Origin of the sequence: Paenibacillus sp. FSL R5-0490 (assembly GCF_001956215.1) — a bacterium.
Classification (GTDB): Bacteria; Bacillota; Bacilli; order Bacillales; family Cytobacillaceae; genus Cytobacillus.
Genome location: NZ_MRTQ01000013.1, coordinates 73,547 through 91,548 on the forward strand (window position 1 = coordinate 73,547; position 18,002 = coordinate 91,548).

The 18,002-nt window shown below is 42.1% G+C and carries 14 protein-coding genes; 13 read left to right on the forward strand and 1 reads right to left on the reverse strand.

Going from position 1 to position 18,002, the window contains the following annotated elements; all coding sequences use genetic code 11:
* Window positions 1-101: 101 nt before the first annotated feature.
* Entirely contained in the window at window positions 102-896 is a 795-nt protein-coding gene (gene fdhD, locus BK139_RS12545; RefSeq protein WP_076259181.1) for a formate dehydrogenase accessory sulfurtransferase FdhD, read from the reverse strand.
* A 177-nt stretch (window positions 897-1,073) separates the two neighbouring features.
* Between fdhD and BK139_RS12550 the strand changes: the two genes are divergently transcribed.
* From BK139_RS12550 to BK139_RS12610, 13 genes are all read left to right on the forward strand, one after another.
* The gene (locus BK139_RS12550) at window positions 1,074-1,433 is read left to right on the forward strand and encodes a Na-translocating system protein MpsC family protein (protein WP_035329572.1); all 360 of its coding nucleotides are present in this window, start codon (window positions 1,074-1,076) and stop codon (window positions 1,431-1,433) included.
* A gap of 315 nt (window positions 1,434-1,748) precedes the next feature.
* Window positions 1,749-3,056 carry a coiled-coil domain-containing protein gene (locus BK139_RS12555; protein ID WP_083675353.1) on the forward strand — a complete coding sequence of 436 codons (1,308 nt, stop codon included), beginning with the start codon at window positions 1,749-1,751 and terminating at the stop codon, window positions 3,054-3,056.
* Between the two features lie 386 nt (window positions 3,057-3,442).
* Window positions 3,443-4,135 carry a FadR/GntR family transcriptional regulator gene (locus tag BK139_RS12560; protein ID WP_076259186.1) on the forward strand — a complete coding sequence of 231 codons (693 nt, stop codon included), beginning with the start codon at window positions 3,443-3,445 and terminating at the stop codon, window positions 4,133-4,135.
* Between the two features lie 61 nt (window positions 4,136-4,196).
* Window positions 4,197-5,519 (forward strand): FAD-binding oxidoreductase, encoded by a 1,323-nt coding sequence (locus tag BK139_RS12565; RefSeq protein WP_076259188.1) that lies wholly within the window; start codon window positions 4,197-4,199, stop codon window positions 5,517-5,519.
* Complete coding sequence (locus tag BK139_RS12570; RefSeq protein ID WP_076259191.1) at window positions 5,520-6,878, forward strand: (Fe-S)-binding protein; 1,359 nt, start codon at window positions 5,520-5,522, stop codon at window positions 6,876-6,878. It begins immediately after the preceding gene.
* A complete protein-coding gene (locus BK139_RS12575; protein ID WP_076259194.1) occupies window positions 6,875-8,335 on the forward strand; it encodes an FAD-linked oxidase C-terminal domain-containing protein in 1,461 nt (486 codons plus the stop codon). The genes BK139_RS12570 and BK139_RS12575 overlap by 4 nt, the downstream gene beginning before the upstream one ends.
* Before the next feature lie 183 nt (window positions 8,336-8,518).
* Window positions 8,519-10,696 carry a malate synthase G gene (locus BK139_RS12580; RefSeq protein ID WP_076259196.1) on the forward strand — a complete coding sequence of 726 codons (2,178 nt, stop codon included), beginning with the start codon at window positions 8,519-8,521 and terminating at the stop codon, window positions 10,694-10,696.
* Between the two features lie 271 nt (window positions 10,697-10,967).
* Window positions 10,968-11,747, forward strand: a complete 780-nt coding sequence (locus BK139_RS12585; RefSeq protein ID WP_076259198.1) for a fumarylacetoacetate hydrolase family protein — start codon at window positions 10,968-10,970, stop codon at window positions 11,745-11,747.
* Window positions 11,748-11,791: 44 nt separating this feature from the next.
* Window positions 11,792-12,568 carry an IclR family transcriptional regulator gene (locus BK139_RS12590; RefSeq protein WP_076259328.1) on the forward strand — a complete coding sequence of 259 codons (777 nt, stop codon included), beginning with the start codon at window positions 11,792-11,794 and terminating at the stop codon, window positions 12,566-12,568.
* Window positions 12,569-12,821: 253 nt separating this feature from the next.
* Window positions 12,822-14,612, forward strand: coding sequence for an L-lactate permease (locus tag BK139_RS12595; protein WP_076259201.1), 1,791 nt, complete (start codon window positions 12,822-12,824; stop codon window positions 14,610-14,612).
* Window positions 14,613-14,772: 160 nt separating this feature from the next.
* Window positions 14,773-15,171, forward strand: a complete 399-nt coding sequence (locus BK139_RS12600; protein ID WP_076259204.1) for a GntR family transcriptional regulator — start codon at window positions 14,773-14,775, stop codon at window positions 15,169-15,171.
* Entirely contained in the window at window positions 15,155-16,051 is an 897-nt protein-coding gene (locus tag BK139_RS12605; RefSeq protein WP_076259206.1) for an ABC transporter ATP-binding protein, read from the forward strand. The genes BK139_RS12600 and BK139_RS12605 overlap by 17 nt, the downstream gene beginning before the upstream one ends.
* Window positions 16,005-17,981, forward strand: coding sequence for a DUF6449 domain-containing protein (locus tag BK139_RS12610; RefSeq protein ID WP_083675354.1), 1,977 nt, complete (start codon window positions 16,005-16,007; stop codon window positions 17,979-17,981). The genes BK139_RS12605 and BK139_RS12610 overlap by 47 nt, the downstream gene beginning before the upstream one ends.
* The last annotated feature ends 21 nt before the right edge of the window (window positions 17,982-18,002 follow it).

The following is an 18,002-nucleotide window of genomic DNA, read 5'->3' on the forward strand; positions in this document are numbered from 1 at the left end:
TAAAGCATAAGCTTTGACTTGCTTTTTTTCCTGTACTAATGGCAAAAAGGTGTGATGAAACAAAAAATAAATAGATCCCAAAATTAATTGGGACACCTCTATTAAACGTTCTTCTCAAAAACTATTCTCTCAGGATGAGAATAAACGTTAAAAGACTGACCGCGAATAAAGCCAACTGCTGTAATATTTAAGTCTTCTGCCAGCTTGATGGCTAAATCAGTAGGTGCTGATTTTGATAGAATGATGCCAACTCCAATTTTTGCGGCCTTAAGGAGAACTTCAGATGAGATTCTGCCGCTGAATGCAATGACTTTATCCCTTACAGGAATCCTGTTCTCAATGCAATACCCAAGGATTTTATCCAGAGCATTATGGCGGCCAATGTCTGTTCTGCTGAGGATCATTTCCTCTGCAGAAAATAATGCCGCATTATGCACTCCGCCTGTTTCATGAAAAGTCGTGCTGCCATCCTGAAGCTGCTGCATAAATGAAATGCACCTGTTGGGAGTCAGGGTCAGCTTTGATGTAGATGTTCTGGCTGTCCTTGCATCGTTATGAAAGTAAAATTGCCTGCTTTTTCCGCAGCATGAACCGATAAATCGTTTAGAGTGAAACTCATGGCTTGCTGTATTAGTTTGAGTATGTAGTTCCACATAAGCAAATCCCTTGTTTTCATCTATTTGAATCCTCTTTATTTCCTCATATCTTCTAATAAATCCTTCAGAAGCCAAAAAGCCAATTGTCAATTCGCGAATGTTCGAAGGGCTGCAGACCATCGTTGCGAACTCTTCTCCGTTGAGGTGAATTGTGAGCGGATGTTCAGAAACAATAGAATCTTCTGCTTCCTGCAGGACATCATTCTCAAATCTGACAATTTTTCTGCTGCTAATATCCATAATACTTCCTCCTAGAACCTTTCGACTAACAAAATATTAGCATATAATTTCAGTAATACAAGAAATTAAGATTGTATGGTTTGACAATTATTGTATTAATTGATTAACTTATTAAAGTGTATACGGACTTGTATAAATGAGATTATACATGAAATATGGGTATATGAGGGCTGGAATATGAACAAATATGAAGCTGAATTCAGTAACTTAGTGCGCTCCTTCCGGAAAAAACATATGGGTAAAGGACCAAGCAAGGTCAGGACTACGTTCTGCAAAAATTGGGCTATATGTGAAATGGAAGGGAATTTATCTCCTGTGGAAAAATTTATAGCGAGTGCAGACGAAGGGAAGCAGATGCTACGGGCTGCAAGAACAGAGATGGTCAAGGAAATGTATAAAAAGAATAGGCCGGCAGAAATGGAAGATTTTTTGCAGGCAAGGTTAATAGACCTTTTTGTGGATATTGATATAGAACGGGATTTTGGAATGTCAGTATTTGTATTTGATCAGGACATTCAAAGCAAGTTTATGGAATAAAAAGACTGAAATCTGGAAGAAATATTCTGGATTCCAGTCTTTTTTAATTTTTTGGTATCCTTCTTACAACTCACAATCGATTCCTTTGTTGTGTAAAATAGGGAATTATGTCACATAAGAATGGCGAAAAAAGGGGTTTAATGTCACGTTTGAAATGTTTTTGTAATATTACTCTAACAAGTCTGTTAAATAATGATGGTATAATCCTCCATGGAAAGACAAATTTACTAGAGACAAAACTGAAAAGGTATACATAGATAAATAGTTTGATATACGGCTGTTTAATAGACCGAGTACATATTAGAAAGCAGGGTAATGACTTTGAAAAAAAGGCTCCTCGTTTTAAATACGACAATTATTCTTGGGCTTGGAAGTGCTTTTTCAATCCCGGGTGTAAATGCTGAATCAATTAATAAGCTCGAAAATCAAAAAAGCCAAATCCAGCAGCAGCGCTCTAACTTACAGGCTACACTGGCTGAAGCTGATAAGGAACTGGTAAGTGTACTTGAAGAAATTGCAGAGTTAAATGCTAAAATTACTAAAGTTGAAAAAGCAATTGAAGATAATAATAAATTAATAGCAGAAACGGAAACTAATATTGCCAGCACAAAAGCCGAAGTAGATCAACTGAAGGAAGAAATGGCGATCATCCAGGAAAGAATTGAAAAGAGAAGTGCTATCCTGAAGCAGCGTGCACAATCTTTCCAGGAAAGCGGCGGAACGGTTGCATACCTGGATGTTCTTCTTGGTGCTTCCAGTTTCAGTGATTTCGTTGACCGTGTCGGAGCAGTAACTACATTTGTTCAGGCAGACAAACAATTACTGGAAGAACAGGAACAGGATAAAAAAGCTTTTGAAGAAAAGAAGGCTTTAGTGGAAGAAGAGCTAGCAGGATTAACAAGCATGATGACTGAGTTAAAGGGCATGCAGGCTACTATGGAAGGGCAGAAACAGCAAAATAGCTCATTAATCCAGCAGTTAAAAGAAAAGGAAAACTCTATTGCTGATAAAAAGGCAAAGCTGCAGAGTGAAGATGTTAAATATGCATCATTGATTGCTCAAATCGAACAAAGCATTGCGGCGCAGTCAGCACCGGCAGATCAATCTGTACCGGCAGCCCAGTCAGTGGCTTCAGCACCATCAGGCTCAGCTGCTGTGAATAAGCAAAAACCTGCTGCCCAAACAACAAAAGGTTCCAGCACGTCTGCTCCCAAGCCAAGCGTTAATGGCGGAAGCGCAATCAGCATTGTTACGACTGCAGGCAATAAATATATCGGTAATTCTGTTTATGTGTTTGGCGGCGGCAGAAATGCTTATGATATCGCAAATGGAAGATTTGATTGCTCAGGCTTTGTACACTGGTCATTCTCCCAGGCAGGAATCAGTGTAGGAGCAAGCACAGATTCTCTTAAATTTGCCGGACGCCAGGTTTCATCAAGCGAGATGAGAGCGGGAGACCTTGTTTTCTTTGATACCTACAAAAGGGACGGACATGTAGGCATTTACCTCGGCGGCGGTAAATTTATCGGTTCCCAAAGCTCTACAGGTGTTGCGATTGCAAATATGTCAAGCGGCTATTGGAAGACTAAGTTTAACGGCCGTGTTGTACGCGTGATAGAATAGTAAAATGACCCTGACTTTCATGTGAAAACGTGGAAGTCAGTTTTTTTTGTTTTGATCCTATCTGAGTCAGAGGTAGAACCAGGTTCGAACCCAAATTATCGGATTTGCTCTTTCTGAGTCTTAAGTTACTTCTAGTTCGGACTCAGTTTACAAGATTTCCTCTATCTGAGTCAGAAGTTGCTCTAAGTTCAGACCCAATCTCCTAGATTACCTCCCCCTTAGTCCGAAGTTGCTCCAGCGCTCAAACACAACTCCACCCATCCAAACAAGAGAATTTTTAATAAATTCAAAATATTTTATTGATTATTACAATTAAGCATGATTAAATAGTAAATAACAAATAACTTATCAGATATGTGATGTCTGCAAAGAAAGGGGGCGTGAGGATGAATGTGAAAAAGATTTCAACACGCAAAATTTCTGAGATTGCTGCTGAGCAAATTGAAGATATGATTGCCAAAGGATCCTTTAAACCTGGAGATAAGCTCCCTTCAGTAAGAGAGCTGTGTGAATTATTTGGTGTAGGACGGTCAGCTGTCAGAGACGCCTTAACCTCTTTGCAGGGCAAAGGGATTGTTCAGGTTAAGCAGGGGGAAGGCACTTATATAACCAGGTTTGATTCTTCTAAGCTGTTTAACAATCCGCATTTGCATCCGGACATAAAAGACATCCAGGAGTTGTTCCAGGCAAGAAAAATGGTGGAAACAGGGCTTGCTGAAATGGCAGCTGCAAATAGGTCGGAAGAGGATTTGGCACTGATGAAGAGACTTATTTCAGATGCAGCTCTCCATGGATGGGAGGAGGACTACCAGTTTCACATGGCCATTGCCCGTGCAGCAGGTAATGATATCCTTATCCAATTTGTACAGTTCATTTCTGAAACATTGAAAAAGTCCATGATTGATTTTCACCATTACCTTGAAACACGGGCTGACATTGCGAGAAAAATTGAGGAGCAGCATTTGGAAATCTATTTGTCTATTAAGAATAAGCAGCCCGATCAGGCACATAAAAACATGGTTGACCATTTAGAATTGGTTGAGAAACTATTGCAGATGAGTATCCTTCAGGAGCAATGATGTTTTTTGGAAATTACCAGAAACATTGTTTGTTATTACGAAACAAGAGGCGGTGGATAGGTTGATTGCAGCAGAATCGATAAGTGCTTTAAAAAATTATTTTAGAGAAGACCAGATTAGTAAAAGTGAAGCTTCAAACCCATTTGGCAATTCCGGAGATATGGTTGTTTTTCCGGAAACAGAAGAGGAAATTGCAGCTGTACTTAAGCATGCAGATTCGAATGGTTTAACCATTACCATAATGGGCGGCGGCACAAAACGGGGGTTCGGTGGCTTAACCGAAAAAACGGATATACTTCTATCGCTTGAAAAATATACAGGGATTGTGGAACACACGCCCGGTGATATGACTTTAACAGTAAAAGCGGGAACTCGCTTTAAAGACCTTCAGGATTATCTGGCACAGCATAATCAAAAAATATCCCTCGATCCTTATTGGCCTGAAAATGCCACAATAGGCGGGATTATTGCTGCAAATGAAAGCGGACCCAAAAGATTGGGCTACGGTTCAGCCCGTGATGCAGTCATTGGTTTAAGGACTGTATACCCGGATGGGAAAGTAATCCGATCTGGTGGAAGAGTCGTAAAAAATGTGGCCGGCTATGATATGAATAAACTATTTATAGGGGCAATGGGCACACTTGGTGTCATTTCTGAAATCACCTTAAAGCTTCGTCCTATACCTAAATGCGAAAGCCTGGTTCTTGTTTCTTTTCCAAAAGGGAATCAGGAGGGTACTAAAGCTTTTGCAGTGAAGGTTTTGGATTCTATGATTGAACCCGTCTCGCTTGAACTGCTGAATCCTGTACTTTCTGATAAGCTTGCCGGAATAAACGCCTACACTATAGCGATGAGTTTTGAAGATGTGGAAAGCTCTGTCCGCTATCAGGAAGAATTCGTGAGAAATATGCTGCCTGATGATGCGGAATTGTTTATAAATCCAAAGGAAAAAGCGGAATTGTTTTGGCACCGTTTTTACAGGCACATCCCCAATGGATTAGATGGGGAATTGCCAATCCAAACCGAAGCCACCCTTAAAATTGGAACTGTAAATCTTGAAGCGGTAAGCGTGTTAAAGGAAACAGAACTACTCCAGGACCGATTTAATGTAAAAATCGAGTCGCATGGAGGACTTGGCCACGGATTGAGTCAAGTAACGATCAGAGGTGCAGAGTCTGATGTCGCCAATGCAGTCACACTGGTAAGGCAGATTGCTGAAAAAGCCGGCGGCTATGCAATTGTCAAACATCTGCCATTCGAGCTCCGGAAAAAAGTGGAGGTATGGGGCAATAAACCTTCTTATTTCTTTTTGCTGCAGGGCATTAAAACAAAGGTGGATCCAAATAAAACCTTAAATCCAAACAGATTTATAGGAGGGATTTAAATGAGTGTGCGGGAACTCGATTTAAAGCAAGAACCGCCATGTACGTCAGGATTAGGAAACTATTTATGGAGCGATCCGCCCGATGAGAAGAAATGGGCTGACTGTGTCCATTGCGGCATGTGTCTGGAATCTTGCCCGACATATGAACAGACGGGCCAGGAACAGCATTCCCCGAGGGGGCGTGTTCACTTAATCAAATCAGTGGCAGAAGGGAAGCTTCAAGTAAATGAGCAATTCATGGACCCTGTGTTTCAATGTCTGGATTGCCGCGCCTGTACAACTGCATGCCCGGCTGATGTGGATGTGGGAGGTTTGATTGAGGAAGCACGGGGGCAGATTCGTCAGGCAATGCCATTGACAGGTGTAAAAGGAGCCATCAGCAAGTTTTTTCTTCATGATCTATTCCCGCACCAGAATCGCTTAAATACGCTCGGCAGCCTTCTGAGATTTTATCAAAAAAGCGGAATGCAAAAAGCCGTCCGCAAAACTAAATTAATCAATGTCATGCCGCAGCACCTCGTAGATATGGAATCCATCATGCCTGAAGTGAAAGAGCCTGTTAAAAAGAAATATAAAGACGTAAAAGTAATTAAAGCAACAGGGGAGACAAAGCAGGAAGTTGCCATGCTGACCGGCTGTGTAATGGATGTCATGTTCAGCGATATTAATGAATCCACTATCAATGTACTGACCAGGAATGGAAATGATGTTGTCATTCCCCAAAATCAGACGTGCTGCGGTGCCCTGCATGTTCACGCGGGAGACCGTGATATGGGCAGGAAGCTGGCAAAACAGAATATGGAGGCATTCAAGGACTTTGATAAAGTGATTGTTAATGCTGCCGGCTGCGGGTGCATGATGAAGGAATACGCAGAATTATTTAAGGAAGATCCGGAAATGCATGCAAAGGCGGAAGAGTTTTCGGAAAAGGTAGAGGATATCTCAAAATTTCTTCATGAAACAGGCTATGAAAAGCCAAAGGCTGAGATGAACACCAGAATTACGTATCATGATGCCTGCCATTTAGCCCATGGACAGGGGATTCGTCAGCAGCCGCGGGATATTCTCCTTGATATTCCAGGTGTAGACATGGTTCATATGCCTAATTCAGACCGCTGCTGCGGAAGTGCAGGAATCTACAATATTACCAATCCGGAAATGGCCAATGCAGTCCTTGAGAGCAAAATGGAGAATGTTCCCGATGATGTGGAAATGATCTCTATGGGGAATCCCGGCTGTATGCTGCAGATGGCAATGGGAGTTCAAAAATACGGCAGAAACCAGAAAATCGTCCATACTGTCCAGCTTCTGGACTGGGCTTATAAGAAGGAAGACAGTATGAGGGAGGGAGAAGAGTGAAAGCAAAAGACCGGGTTAAATCAAAGGACAAACACATCTTAAATTTGGCTGATATCGTTGGCGGTGCCCGTTCCATTCTTTACCTGAAAGAAGATCTTGTTGCCTATGACTGTGACGGATTTACGATTCATAAACATTTGCCGAAGGCAGTCGTTTTTCCTAAAAACACACAAGAAGTGGCGGAGATTGTAAAATATTGCTCGGAAAACGAGCTTCCCTTCCTGGCAAGGGGAGCAGGAACAGGGCTCAGCGGCGGAGCCATACCTCTTAATGGAGAAATCATTATCAGTATGGTCAGGATGAAAAAGCTTATCAGCGTAGATCTGGAAAATCGCCGTGCCGTTGTAGAACCTGGTTTTGTCAATCTGAAACTCACTAATTCCATATCTGATAAAGGATATTATTACGCGCCAGATCCATCCAGCCAATATTGCTGTACAATTGGGGGCAATGTCGCAGAAAATGCCGGCGGTGCTCATTGTCTGAAATACGGAGTTACGACAAACCATATTCTTGGACTTGAAGTGGTCATGCCTAATGGCGAAATAGTGGAAATTGGTAAAGACGGTATTCCGGATGCTCCGGGATATGATTTGCTTGGTCTGATTACAGGCTCTGAAGGAACCCTTGGCATAGTGACAAAAATAACAGTCAGGGTTCTGAAAAATCCTGAAGGAAAACAGACTGTTCTTGCTTACTTTGACCGGGTTGATGATGGAAGCCAGGCTGTATCAGACATAATTTCTGCAGGTATCGTGCCGGCAGCCCTTGAAATGATGGATAAAACTGCTATTGAAGGGGTGGAAGCTGCTGCTTTTCCGGTAGGCCATCCAAAAGATATCGAAGCAGTTCTCCTGATTGAAGTGGATGGGATTGCTGCGGGAATTCAGGAACAGATTGACCAGATCCTGGAGGTATGCCGAAAGAGGAATGTTCGTGAAGTACGGGCGGCCGGAAGTGAAGAGGAAAGAGCCAGATGGTGGGCGAACCGGAAGACGGGCTTTGGTGCCATGGGAGCCATTTCTCCTGATTATCTGGTTCAGGATGGGGTTATTCCCCGAAGCAGGCTGCCTGAGGTTTTAAGCAAAATCAATCAGATCAGCAGTGAATCGGGTTTAAGGATTGCGAATATTTTTCATGCAGGAGACGGAAATCTTCATCCCCTTGTACTTTTTGATGCACGGATACCAGGTGAATCAGAGAAAGCGCTTGAAGCTGGAAGCCAATGTCTGAAGGTATGCGCGGATGTTGGAGGGACCATTACTGGAGAACATGGCGTCGGTATTGAGAAGCGGGAAGAAATGCGCTTTGTTTTCACAGAAGAGGAAATCGCTGCCCAGACAGAGATCCGGGAAGTCTTTAATCCTCATAATCTTTTAAATGCAGGAAAGCTGTTCCCATCGCCGGGCAGATGTGCTGAAGTTAAGAAAGAGATGAAGGCCCAGGCAATTTCATAAAAAATGGCCAGCCTTTTCTGGTGAAAGGCTGGCATTGAAATCAGAGAAGCATAAAATTGTGTGAAAATTATTGAAAATACTTTTGAAAACATGCTATTATTTTTTTAAGAGAAAGTTAGAAACGCTGTTTTGTAATAAGAAACAGCGGAAATTAAAAGCAGCAATCAGAGGAGGAAATGAATAATGGAGAACTATGTGAAAACAGGAAGCCTGCAGGTTGCAAGGGAGCTCTATGAATTTATTAATTCCGAGGCTTTGCCGGGAAGCGGCGTGGATCAGGAGCAATTCTGGTCAGGTTTGGAAGCGCTTATAAATGATCTGACCCCTAAAAATAAAGCATTGCTTGCAAAGCGTGATGAAATTCAGCATAAGCTGAACACTTGGCACAGGGAAAACCAGAATTTTGATTTTAATAGCTATAAGTCATTTTTGGAAGAGATCGGCTATCTTGAGCCAATAGCCGAAGATTTTAAAATTACTACAGAAAATGTCGATGAAGAAGTAGCTGTGAAGGCCGGACCGCAATTGGTCGTTCCAGTTAATAACGGGAGATATGCGATCAATGCTGCAAATGCCCGGTGGGGAAGCTTGTACGATGCACTATACGGCACAGATGCAATCAGTGAAGAAAACGGGGCAAATAGGGACGGCGGATATAATCCTGTAAGGGGAGAAAAGGTTATTGCGTTTGCCAGGGAATTCCTTGACCAAACCGTTCCTCTCTCAAGCGGTTCGCATAAAGACGCTGTACAGTACAAGGTTGATGAAGGGAAACTGGCAGTTGTGCTGAGCAATGGGGAAACTGCAAAACTAAAAGAAGAGGTAAAGTTTGCCGGATACCAGGGAGAGCCGGATCAGCCTTCTGCAGTACTCTTAAAGAATAATGGCCTTTATTTTGAGATTCAGTTTGACAGAAGCCACCCAATTGGAAAAACGGATGATGCCGGAGTGAAGGATGTCTTACTTGAAGCTGCAATTACCACAATTATGGACTGTGAGGATTCAGTAACAGCAGTTGATGCTGAAGACAAGGTCCTTGTATACCGCAACTGGCTCGGTTTAATGAAAGGTGACCTTTCCGCAGCCTTCACAAAGGGCTCTAAATCAATGACACGCACATTGAATCCTGACCGTTCATATGTGTCTGCTGAAGGGAAGGAGTTTTCATTACCTGGACGCTCATTGATGTTTGTCAGGAATGTAGGACATTTAATGTCCATTAACGCTATTTTGGATGCAGACGGTAATGAAGTGCAGGAAGGGATCCTCGATACGGTAGTTACTTCCTTGATTGGGAAGCATACATTGCTTGGAAATGGACCATACCAAAACACATCTGAGGGATCCATTTATATTGTTAAGCCAAAAATGCACGGTTCCAAAGAGGTTGCTTTTGCAAACGAGTTATTCGACCGGACGGAAGATCTGCTTGGACTGGAGCGGAACACATTGAAAATAGGTGTAATGGATGAGGAGCGCCGTACTTCCTTGAATCTTGCAGCCTGCATCCGTGAAGTAAAGGAGCGCATTGTTTTCATAAACACCGGATTCCTTGATCGTACCGGGGATGAGATGCACACTTCCATGGAAGCTGGCCCGATGATCCGAAAGAATGATATGAAAGCCACAGCCTGGCTAAAAGGCTATGAAAAATCCAATGTCAATACAGGCCTTGAAACAGGCTTCCAGGGACGTGCGCAAATTGGAAAAGGCATGTGGGCTATGCCTGATATGATGGCAGATATGATGGAGCAAAAGATCGGCCATTTGAACGCCGGCGCTAATACTGCCTGGGTACCGTCTCCAACTGCAGCCACCCTTCATGCCTTGCATTACCATCAGGTAGAAGTTCAGAAGGTGCAAAACAAGCTGCTGGAGGAAGTTACAGACCTTCGTGACGAAATTCTGCAGATACCTGTTGCAGAAAATCCGCAATGGACTCAAGAGGAGATCCAGGAAGAACTGGAAAACAACGCACAGGGTATCCTCGGATATGTGGTACGCTGGGTTGAGCAGGGCATCGGCTGTTCCAAAGTACCTGATATCAATAATATTGGTTTAATGGAGGACCGTGCGACATTAAGGATTTCGAGCCAGCATGTTGCCAATTGGCTTCACCATGGCATCTGCACGAAGGAACAAGTGCTTGAGACACTTAAGAAAATGGCTAAGGTAGTTGATGAACAAAACAGTGGAGATACCGCATACCGCCTAATGGCAGCTGATTTCGATCAATCGGTTGCATTCCAGGCAGCATGTGACCTTGTTTTCGAAGGCTATGATCAGCCAAACGGCTATACAGAACCAATTCTGCACCGCCGCCGTCTTGAAGCGAAGTCAAAATACGCTGTTAAACAGTAATAATTTCAGAACAGGGCATGCAGGTGCCCTGTTTTTCTAAGACTGTTCTCACAAGGTTTGTTACTTTATGTATATTATTCGCTGAGTTGATTGCAGCGGAAGATGAGACTCCGCAGACGCGCAGCGTCGAGGAGGCTCACTGCCAGCCACGCGGAAAGCGAGCACCCTTGAGCGGAAATCAACGGACAACATTGTTGGCGAAAAAAAACATTTTATTCAAAAGAGCATTTTCTAATTCAGACTTAAAGTACTTGAGGGGAGTGGAAGAATAATGAAATTTACAAGATTTGAAGTTAATGGAGAAGTACAAGCAGGAGTATTAGAAGAGGGTATTTATAAAGAAATTAAAGGGGATATTTTCGGAGACTGGGAGTATACAGGACAGAGCTTTTCCCAAAATGAAGCAAAACAGCTTGCGCCCCTGGTTCCTAATCAGATCATTGGAATTGGAGCCAACTATGTGTCCGAAAAATCGGATTTGCCTGAGACACTCCCTGAAATTCCTGTATTCTTCTTCAAGCCTGTATCTTCTGTTATTGGACCAGATGAGGATATTATCATACCTGAAGGCATTGAAGAGGTGAAATTCGAATCAGAACTGGCTGTCGTCATTGGCAGAGAAGCAAAAAATGTAGCAGAGTCAGATGTACTTGATTATGTTTTCGGCTACACAGTGGGGAATGATGTGACTGCTCCGCAATTTTTCCATAATGATGGACATTGGACAATTGGCAAATCCTTTGACAGTTTTACTCCGCTGGGTCCCGTAATCGAAACTGAACTGGATCCGTTTGAGGTAAAGGTTGAAGCAAAATTAAACGGCACAGAAAAACAGAACAGCAGCACAGATCTAATGATTATTCCAATTCGTAAAATGATTTCCTACCTGTCAAATGTCATGACACTAAAGCCGGGTGACGTAATCCTTACAGGAAGTCCTGTTGGAGCTGAGATGGTCAGATCAGGTGATGTTATCGAATGTAAAATCAAAGAGATAGGAACACTGCGCAATACATTTGCAGTGGCACGTGAAAGCGCAAAAACGGTATAATTCAAGTAGATTGAATTATGGTATTTGCACCTGAGGTGAGTATTGTGGAAAGAGAAAATATGGTCAAGTCCGTCAGCAGGGCGTTGGATATAATTACATTGATCAGCCTGAAAAAAACCGGTCTTGGTGTAACGGAAATTGCCAATCAGATCGACATCAACAAAAGCTCTGTTTATCGTATTCTATCTACCCTGGTTGAGTATGGATATATAGAGCAGGACACCGAAACCGGCAAGTACAAATTAGGGTATAAATTCCTCGAGATCAGTTCAAAGCTGCTTGAATCAATCGATTTGCGTGCAGAAGCAAGGCCTTTTCTGCAGGAGCTTGAAAATGAAACAAATGAAGTCATTCATTTAGTCGTTTACGATCAGGGAGAGGTTGTGTACATCGAGAAGCTTGAGGGCAACGAGACATTAAGAATGCATTCAAAAGTCGGGAAGCGCGCTCCGATGCATTGCACATCTGTCGGCAAGGCCATTCTGGCACACCTGCCTTCAAGCATTGTGTCCGATATTCTTGAAAGAAAAGGGATGCCGGTCCATACAGATAAAACCATAACGGATAAAGACGATTTCATGAAAGAATTGGGTCAGGTAAGGCAAAAAGGATATGCTCTTGATCTGGAAGAAAATGAATACGGAATTACGTGTGTTGCCGTTCCTATTTTTGACCACCTTGGCAAGGTTATTGCTGCAGTCAGTATTTCAGGCCCGACCATGAGGATGACAGATGATCGGCTTGATGCATTAAAATCCATAATGGTAAGGACAGGACAAGGCATTTCCGCACGTCTTGGTCATGTAAGCCGAATCAATTAGTAATTAGCTCGATATATCTCGATAAAAAGATATATTGAGCTAATTTTTTTGTATATACATACAAATATTTTTGTGTAAATACATAGATTAAATTTTCCAAATATTATTGAAATTATAAAAAATGTTTGTATAATGTAAATAAGCCTAATGCCATGTTGTATAACAAAACCATTATAGTTATATAACATGTTTTGCTATCCGCAACAAAGTGCAATCATTGTTCGCTATTACAAAACAAAGGGGGAAACGTAATTTGAGTACTGGAATGTTAGCTTTACTATCTTTATTGCCAATTATTGCAGTTGCAGTATTTCTTGTCGGATTGAGATGGCCGGCAAGTAAGGCGATGCCAATCTCATACCTTGTAGCAGTAGTTCTTGCTCTATTGGTATGGAAAGTTTCAGGGGCCAAAGTTGCCGCTGCATCCATCAATGGCCTGGTTGTCGCCGGAACACTTCTTTATATTATTTTCGGCGCTATTCTGCTTCTAAATACCCTTCAGGAAAGCGGCGGTTTAAAAACCATTCGTCAGGGATTCACAGATATATCGCCTGACCGCCGAATACAAGTAATTATCATCGCCTGGCTGTTTGGTTCTTTCATTGAAGGCGCATCCGGGTTTGGTACTCCAGCCGCAGTAGCTGTTCCGCTTTTAGTTGGCCTTGGTTTTCCGGCTATGGCCGCAGTTATTGCCGGAATGGTCATTCAAAGTACACCGGTGTCATTTGGTGCTGTAGGCACACCGATGCTTGTCGGCGTTCAGACCGGTTTATCTGGCAATGCCAGCCTTACCGATAACCTGCTTGGATTAGTAACTCAAATCGCCGGACAAGTAGCTATTCTCCACATGATTGCGGGAACATTAATTCCTTTATTTGTAGTAGCTTTAATGACAAGATTTTTCGGCAAAAATAAATCATTTACGGAAGGGATAAAAATCTGGAAGTTTGCACTTTTTGCAGCTTTTGCCATGACAATCCCTTACGTTATTGTAGCAAATGTCCTTGGACCTGAATTCCCATCTATGATCGGGGGATTAGCTGGTTTAGCAATTGTTGTTTTTGCAGCTAAAAAAGGCTTTCTTATGCCGCCAAAGGATCAGGTTTGGGATTTCGAAGAGAAATCCAAGTGGAATCCTGAATGGACTGGAAAGCTGGAAATTAAAGCTGTTGCTCACAAGAGCGGAAGCATGAGCATGATGCGTGCATGGACGCCATATGTTTTAGTCGGCCTGTTTTTAGTAATGTCGAGACTGAAATCGCTTCCATTTTTAGAGTGGCTTCAGGCGTGGACGGTCAAATTTGAAAACATTTTTGATTCCGGCATCACTTCAAGCTTCCAGCCGCTGTATTTGCCGGGAACGATTTTTATTCTTGTATCTGTTATCACATATTTCATCCATGGAATGAATGCAAGTTCATACAAAAAAGCCTGGGCAGATTCAGGAAAGACCACTGTAGCTGCTTCAACAGCCTTAATTTTCACGGTTCCGATGGTACAGGTATTTATCAACACCGGCGGGGGAGAAGCAGGCTATAATCAGATGCCGATCGAGCTCGCGAACGGTGCTGCGGCGCTTGCGGGAGAATTCTGGCCGTTTTTTGCCACCTTCATTGGGGGCATCGGTGCCTTTATTGCCGGAAGTAATACCGTCAGTAATATGATGTTTGCATTATTCCAATATGACGTCGGCTCACAGATCGGGGTGGATGCAACCTGGATTGTAGCCCTTCAGGCAGTCGGAGGAGCAGCTGGGAACATGATTTGTGTGCATAACGTCGTTGCTGCATCAGCTGTTGTGGGACTTGTCGGAAAAGAAGGCGCTGTCATCCGCAAAACGTTATTCCCATTCTTCTACTACGCCCTGCTGGCAGGATCTGTAGGTTACTCGATTGTCTGGTATTCGCAAAAAGGGATTTTCAATATCGGTTCCTTCATTGCAGTTGCCATAGCAGTCGCAGCTGTTTATATAATTGCAACAAATAACAGGCGTTCCAACATGATTTTGCCTCCGCCACCGGTGAATGTGAAATCTGCTAAATAAGAACACTTTGGACTGGTTTAGCCCTTTGGCTGAACCAGTTTTTTTCTTTTTATAAAAAGTTTAATTTCCCCCTTCTCTTTTCCAATTACTTGTAATATAATCTAACTGTGTTAACTGTACTAGGAATCATAGTACACTGCATACAGATGGGAGGGCAAGCATGTTTGAATTGGATGTAAGGAGCCGAAAACCTATATATGAACAGCTGGTTGAGCGGCTTAAAGAGCTGATCATCACAGAGGTCTTAACAGCAGATGAACAGCTGCCTTCCGTTCGCATGCTGGCCCAGCAGCTGACGATCAATCCTAATACCATTCAGAAGGCATATAGGGAGCTTGAGTCCCAGGGCTATATTTATTCCATAAAAGGGAAGGGCAGTTTTGTCAGTGCAGCGACACCCAATCTGAACAGCGAAAAAATAGAAAAAGTGAAAAATGAAATTTCAAAGCTTTTATCAGAAGCTTTGTACCTTGGAATCACAAAAAATGAATTATACAAGCTCATTCAGGAAATAGAAGCAGCTATAGGAGGAGGGATAGACGATGATCAAAATCCGTAACGTGCGGAAATCCTTCGAGGAGATGGATGCTGTCGAAGATGTCTGCATCGAAGTGAATAAAGGGTCCATATACGGCTTGCTTGGATCCAATGGAGCCGGTAAGACAACACTTTTAAAGCTGTTGGCAGGCATTTATGCAGAGGATGAAGGAAGCATTGCCATTGACGGCCAGCCGGTGTTCGAAAACCCGCAAATGAAAAATAAGATCTTTTTTATTCAGGATCATCCCTATTTTCTGCCTCAATATACCGTTAAGCAGATGGCGCAATTCTATAAAAATATTTACAGCATGTGGGATGAAGAACGCTTTGAAGATCTGGCTGCCATTTTTGAAATGGATATACATAAAAAGATTCATAGATTCTCCAAAGGTATTCAGCGGCAGGCTGCTTTTATCCTTGCTTTGTCTGCCAGGCCGGAAGTGTTAATTTTGGATGAGCCTATGGACGGGCTTGATCCCGTAATGAGGAAGAAAGTGAAAAGCCTGCTGATTGATGAGGTTGCTGAAAGAGAAATGACCATTCTTATTTCCTCTCATAATCTTCGCGAAGTTGAAGATCTATGTGATTTTGTTGGCATTATGCATAATGGACGGATGATTCTGGAAAAAGATCTTGATGACCTTAAAACAGATACTCATAAAATTCAGGTTGCCTTTAAAGGATCTGTACCAGCCATTTTCGACCCGCTGAAAATCCTTTATAAAGAAAAAAGAGGCAGCATCATGATCTGCATTGTAAAAGGAGATGCGAAGGAAATATCGTCATATGTAGAACAATTTAAACCAGTGATATTCGATATGCTTCCCCTGACATTAGAGGAGATTTTCATTTATGAAATGGGGGACATTGGATATGCAGTCCAAAACATTCTTGATTAAAAAGGAAATTATAAAAACGATCTTCAGAAGTATCGGCTGGATTTCCATTTTATATTTTCTCGGTCTGTTCTTTGCCATTCCTCTTGATATCATAATGAATTCTTCAGAGGAACAGCGGAAATTCCTGGACATTGACAATCTGTTTCAATACAGCTTCCAGCTGCAAATTATATTTAATATATCAGTACCGGTGGCCTTGTCTGTATTCTTATTCAGATATACACAGGTAAAACAATATAGCGATTTAATACACAGTCTGCCGGTTAAAAGGGAGTCCATTTTCCATCAATATGCTTTAACAGGAATCCTGTTCTTAATTTTGCCGGTTATACTCATTGCTTTAATTGTCCTGGTTCTTTACCAGCCTATGAATTTGCAGGATTTTTATTCAATGGGGGAGATCCTCAATTGGGTGGGCATCACTCTTTTATTTAATATTGTGATTTACCTTGCAGGTGTCTCTGTCGGAATGCTGACGGGATTATCTGCGGTACAGGGTGCCTTAACTTATATCTTTCTCCTGCTCCCTGTTGGACTGATCATTTTAGTTTCTATTAATTTGCCTTTCTATTTATTCGGCTTTCCTGGCCAATATTACATGGAAAGCAAATTAGAAAAGTTCTCTCCCTTGATTGCATTTACGCAAATGAATATGCGCACACCGTCAAATGTGGAGACTGCCGTTTATCTGATACTTATTGTGACTCTGTATTTTCTTGGCTTGCAGATCTATAAAAGGAGAAAAATGGAGGCCGTTTCCCACGCGCTTGTTTTTCCGTTAACAAAGCCCATTTTTAAATTTGGTGTAACTTTTTGCGCGATGCTCCTCGGGGGAGGTTATTTCGGTGAGATGCAGGGCGGAACGAGCTGGATAATAGCGGGATATGTGTTTGGAGCGTTGATTGGATATACAGCGGCCGAAATGGTTCTTCAGAAATCATGGCGAGTGACTATTCATGTAAAAGGATTGATGGTCTATACAGTCATAATGGCGGCTTTATTCCTCTTATTCCAATTTGACTTGACTCAGTATGAAAAAAGCATACCAAGGGGAAATGAAATTGAGCGGGTTCATTTCAGCGAGAGTTTTCACTTTTATAATGAGATTGATCATGAGCAACCGCTATATTTAAAAGAATACGAGAATATTGATTTGGTCAGAAGGTTTCATGAAAAGCTGGTAAAAGATGAAAACAGACAGGCGCAGATTTCTGGCCGCGGTTCCGTTTTTATTGTGTATGAACTTAAGAATGGCGAAAAGGTGGTCCGCAATTACAGCATTAACAAAAGGGAATATAAGCCATTTCTTAAGCTGATATATGAATCGGATGAATATAAAATGGCAACAAATGAAATCTATCAGGTATCAGCAGATGATACTACGAAAATCACGATTACCCCATCCGGGCCAGTTTCAAAGCGGGCTGTCATTACAGATAAAGAAGAACTAAAAGAAGCTGTTGAGCTATTGACTGAGGAAGTGGATGCTGCTTCTTATGAGGAGCTTCGGGGAATTGACGAGCCATATGCGCATATTGAAATTTATTATAATGGCAGCAAAAAAGCTTATATGACCTGGAATCCTTCTTATACAAGATTTGAGAAATGGCTGGAAGAAAAGTCATTGCTGAATGATGCAAAAGTGAATAGCAATGATATTTCTTATGCACTGGCTGTTAGAGAAAAGGATATCGATATTAACTATGCGGAAGGGTACTCTTATGAGGAAATATTTGATGAGATGAATGACAGTAAAACCTCCATCAAAATTACGGATAAGAAACAAATAGAAAGCGGTTTGAGGAATTCAAACGGAAACATTGAAGGAGACTACATTATTGCCTTCTATTTTGATGAACAAAGATCAATTGATATTAAGAGCTTTACTGAAAAAACAGTGCCGGATTTTATAAAAGAACGGCTCCAATAAATTCGGGAGAAGTTTACAGGA

What these genes read in the sequence shown, in the direction of transcription:
- fdhD (WP_076259181.1), bottom strand. Translation starts at nt 896, where the DNA reads ATGGATATTAGCAGCAGAAAAATTGTCAGATTTGAGAATGATGTCCTG.
- BK139_RS12550 (WP_035329572.1), top strand. Translation starts at nt 1,074, where the DNA reads ATGAACAAATATGAAGCTGAATTCAGTAACTTAGTGCGCTCCTTCCGG.
- BK139_RS12555 (WP_083675353.1), top strand. Translation starts at nt 1,749, where the DNA reads ATGACTTTGAAAAAAAGGCTCCTCGTTTTAAATACGACAATTATTCTT.
- BK139_RS12560 (WP_076259186.1), top strand. Translation starts at nt 3,443, where the DNA reads ATGAATGTGAAAAAGATTTCAACACGCAAAATTTCTGAGATTGCTGCT.
- BK139_RS12570 (WP_076259191.1), top strand. Translation starts at nt 5,520, where the DNA reads ATGAGTGTGCGGGAACTCGATTTAAAGCAAGAACCGCCATGTACGTCA.
- BK139_RS12580 (WP_076259196.1), top strand. Translation starts at nt 8,519, where the DNA reads ATGGAGAACTATGTGAAAACAGGAAGCCTGCAGGTTGCAAGGGAGCTC.
- BK139_RS12585 (WP_076259198.1), top strand. Translation starts at nt 10,968, where the DNA reads ATGAAATTTACAAGATTTGAAGTTAATGGAGAAGTACAAGCAGGAGTA.
- BK139_RS12600 (WP_076259204.1), top strand. Translation starts at nt 14,773, where the DNA reads ATGTTTGAATTGGATGTAAGGAGCCGAAAACCTATATATGAACAGCTG.
- BK139_RS12605 (WP_076259206.1), top strand. Translation starts at nt 15,155, where the DNA reads ATGATCAAAATCCGTAACGTGCGGAAATCCTTCGAGGAGATGGATGCT.
- BK139_RS12610 (WP_083675354.1), top strand. Translation starts at nt 16,005, where the DNA reads ATGAAATGGGGGACATTGGATATGCAGTCCAAAACATTCTTGATTAAA.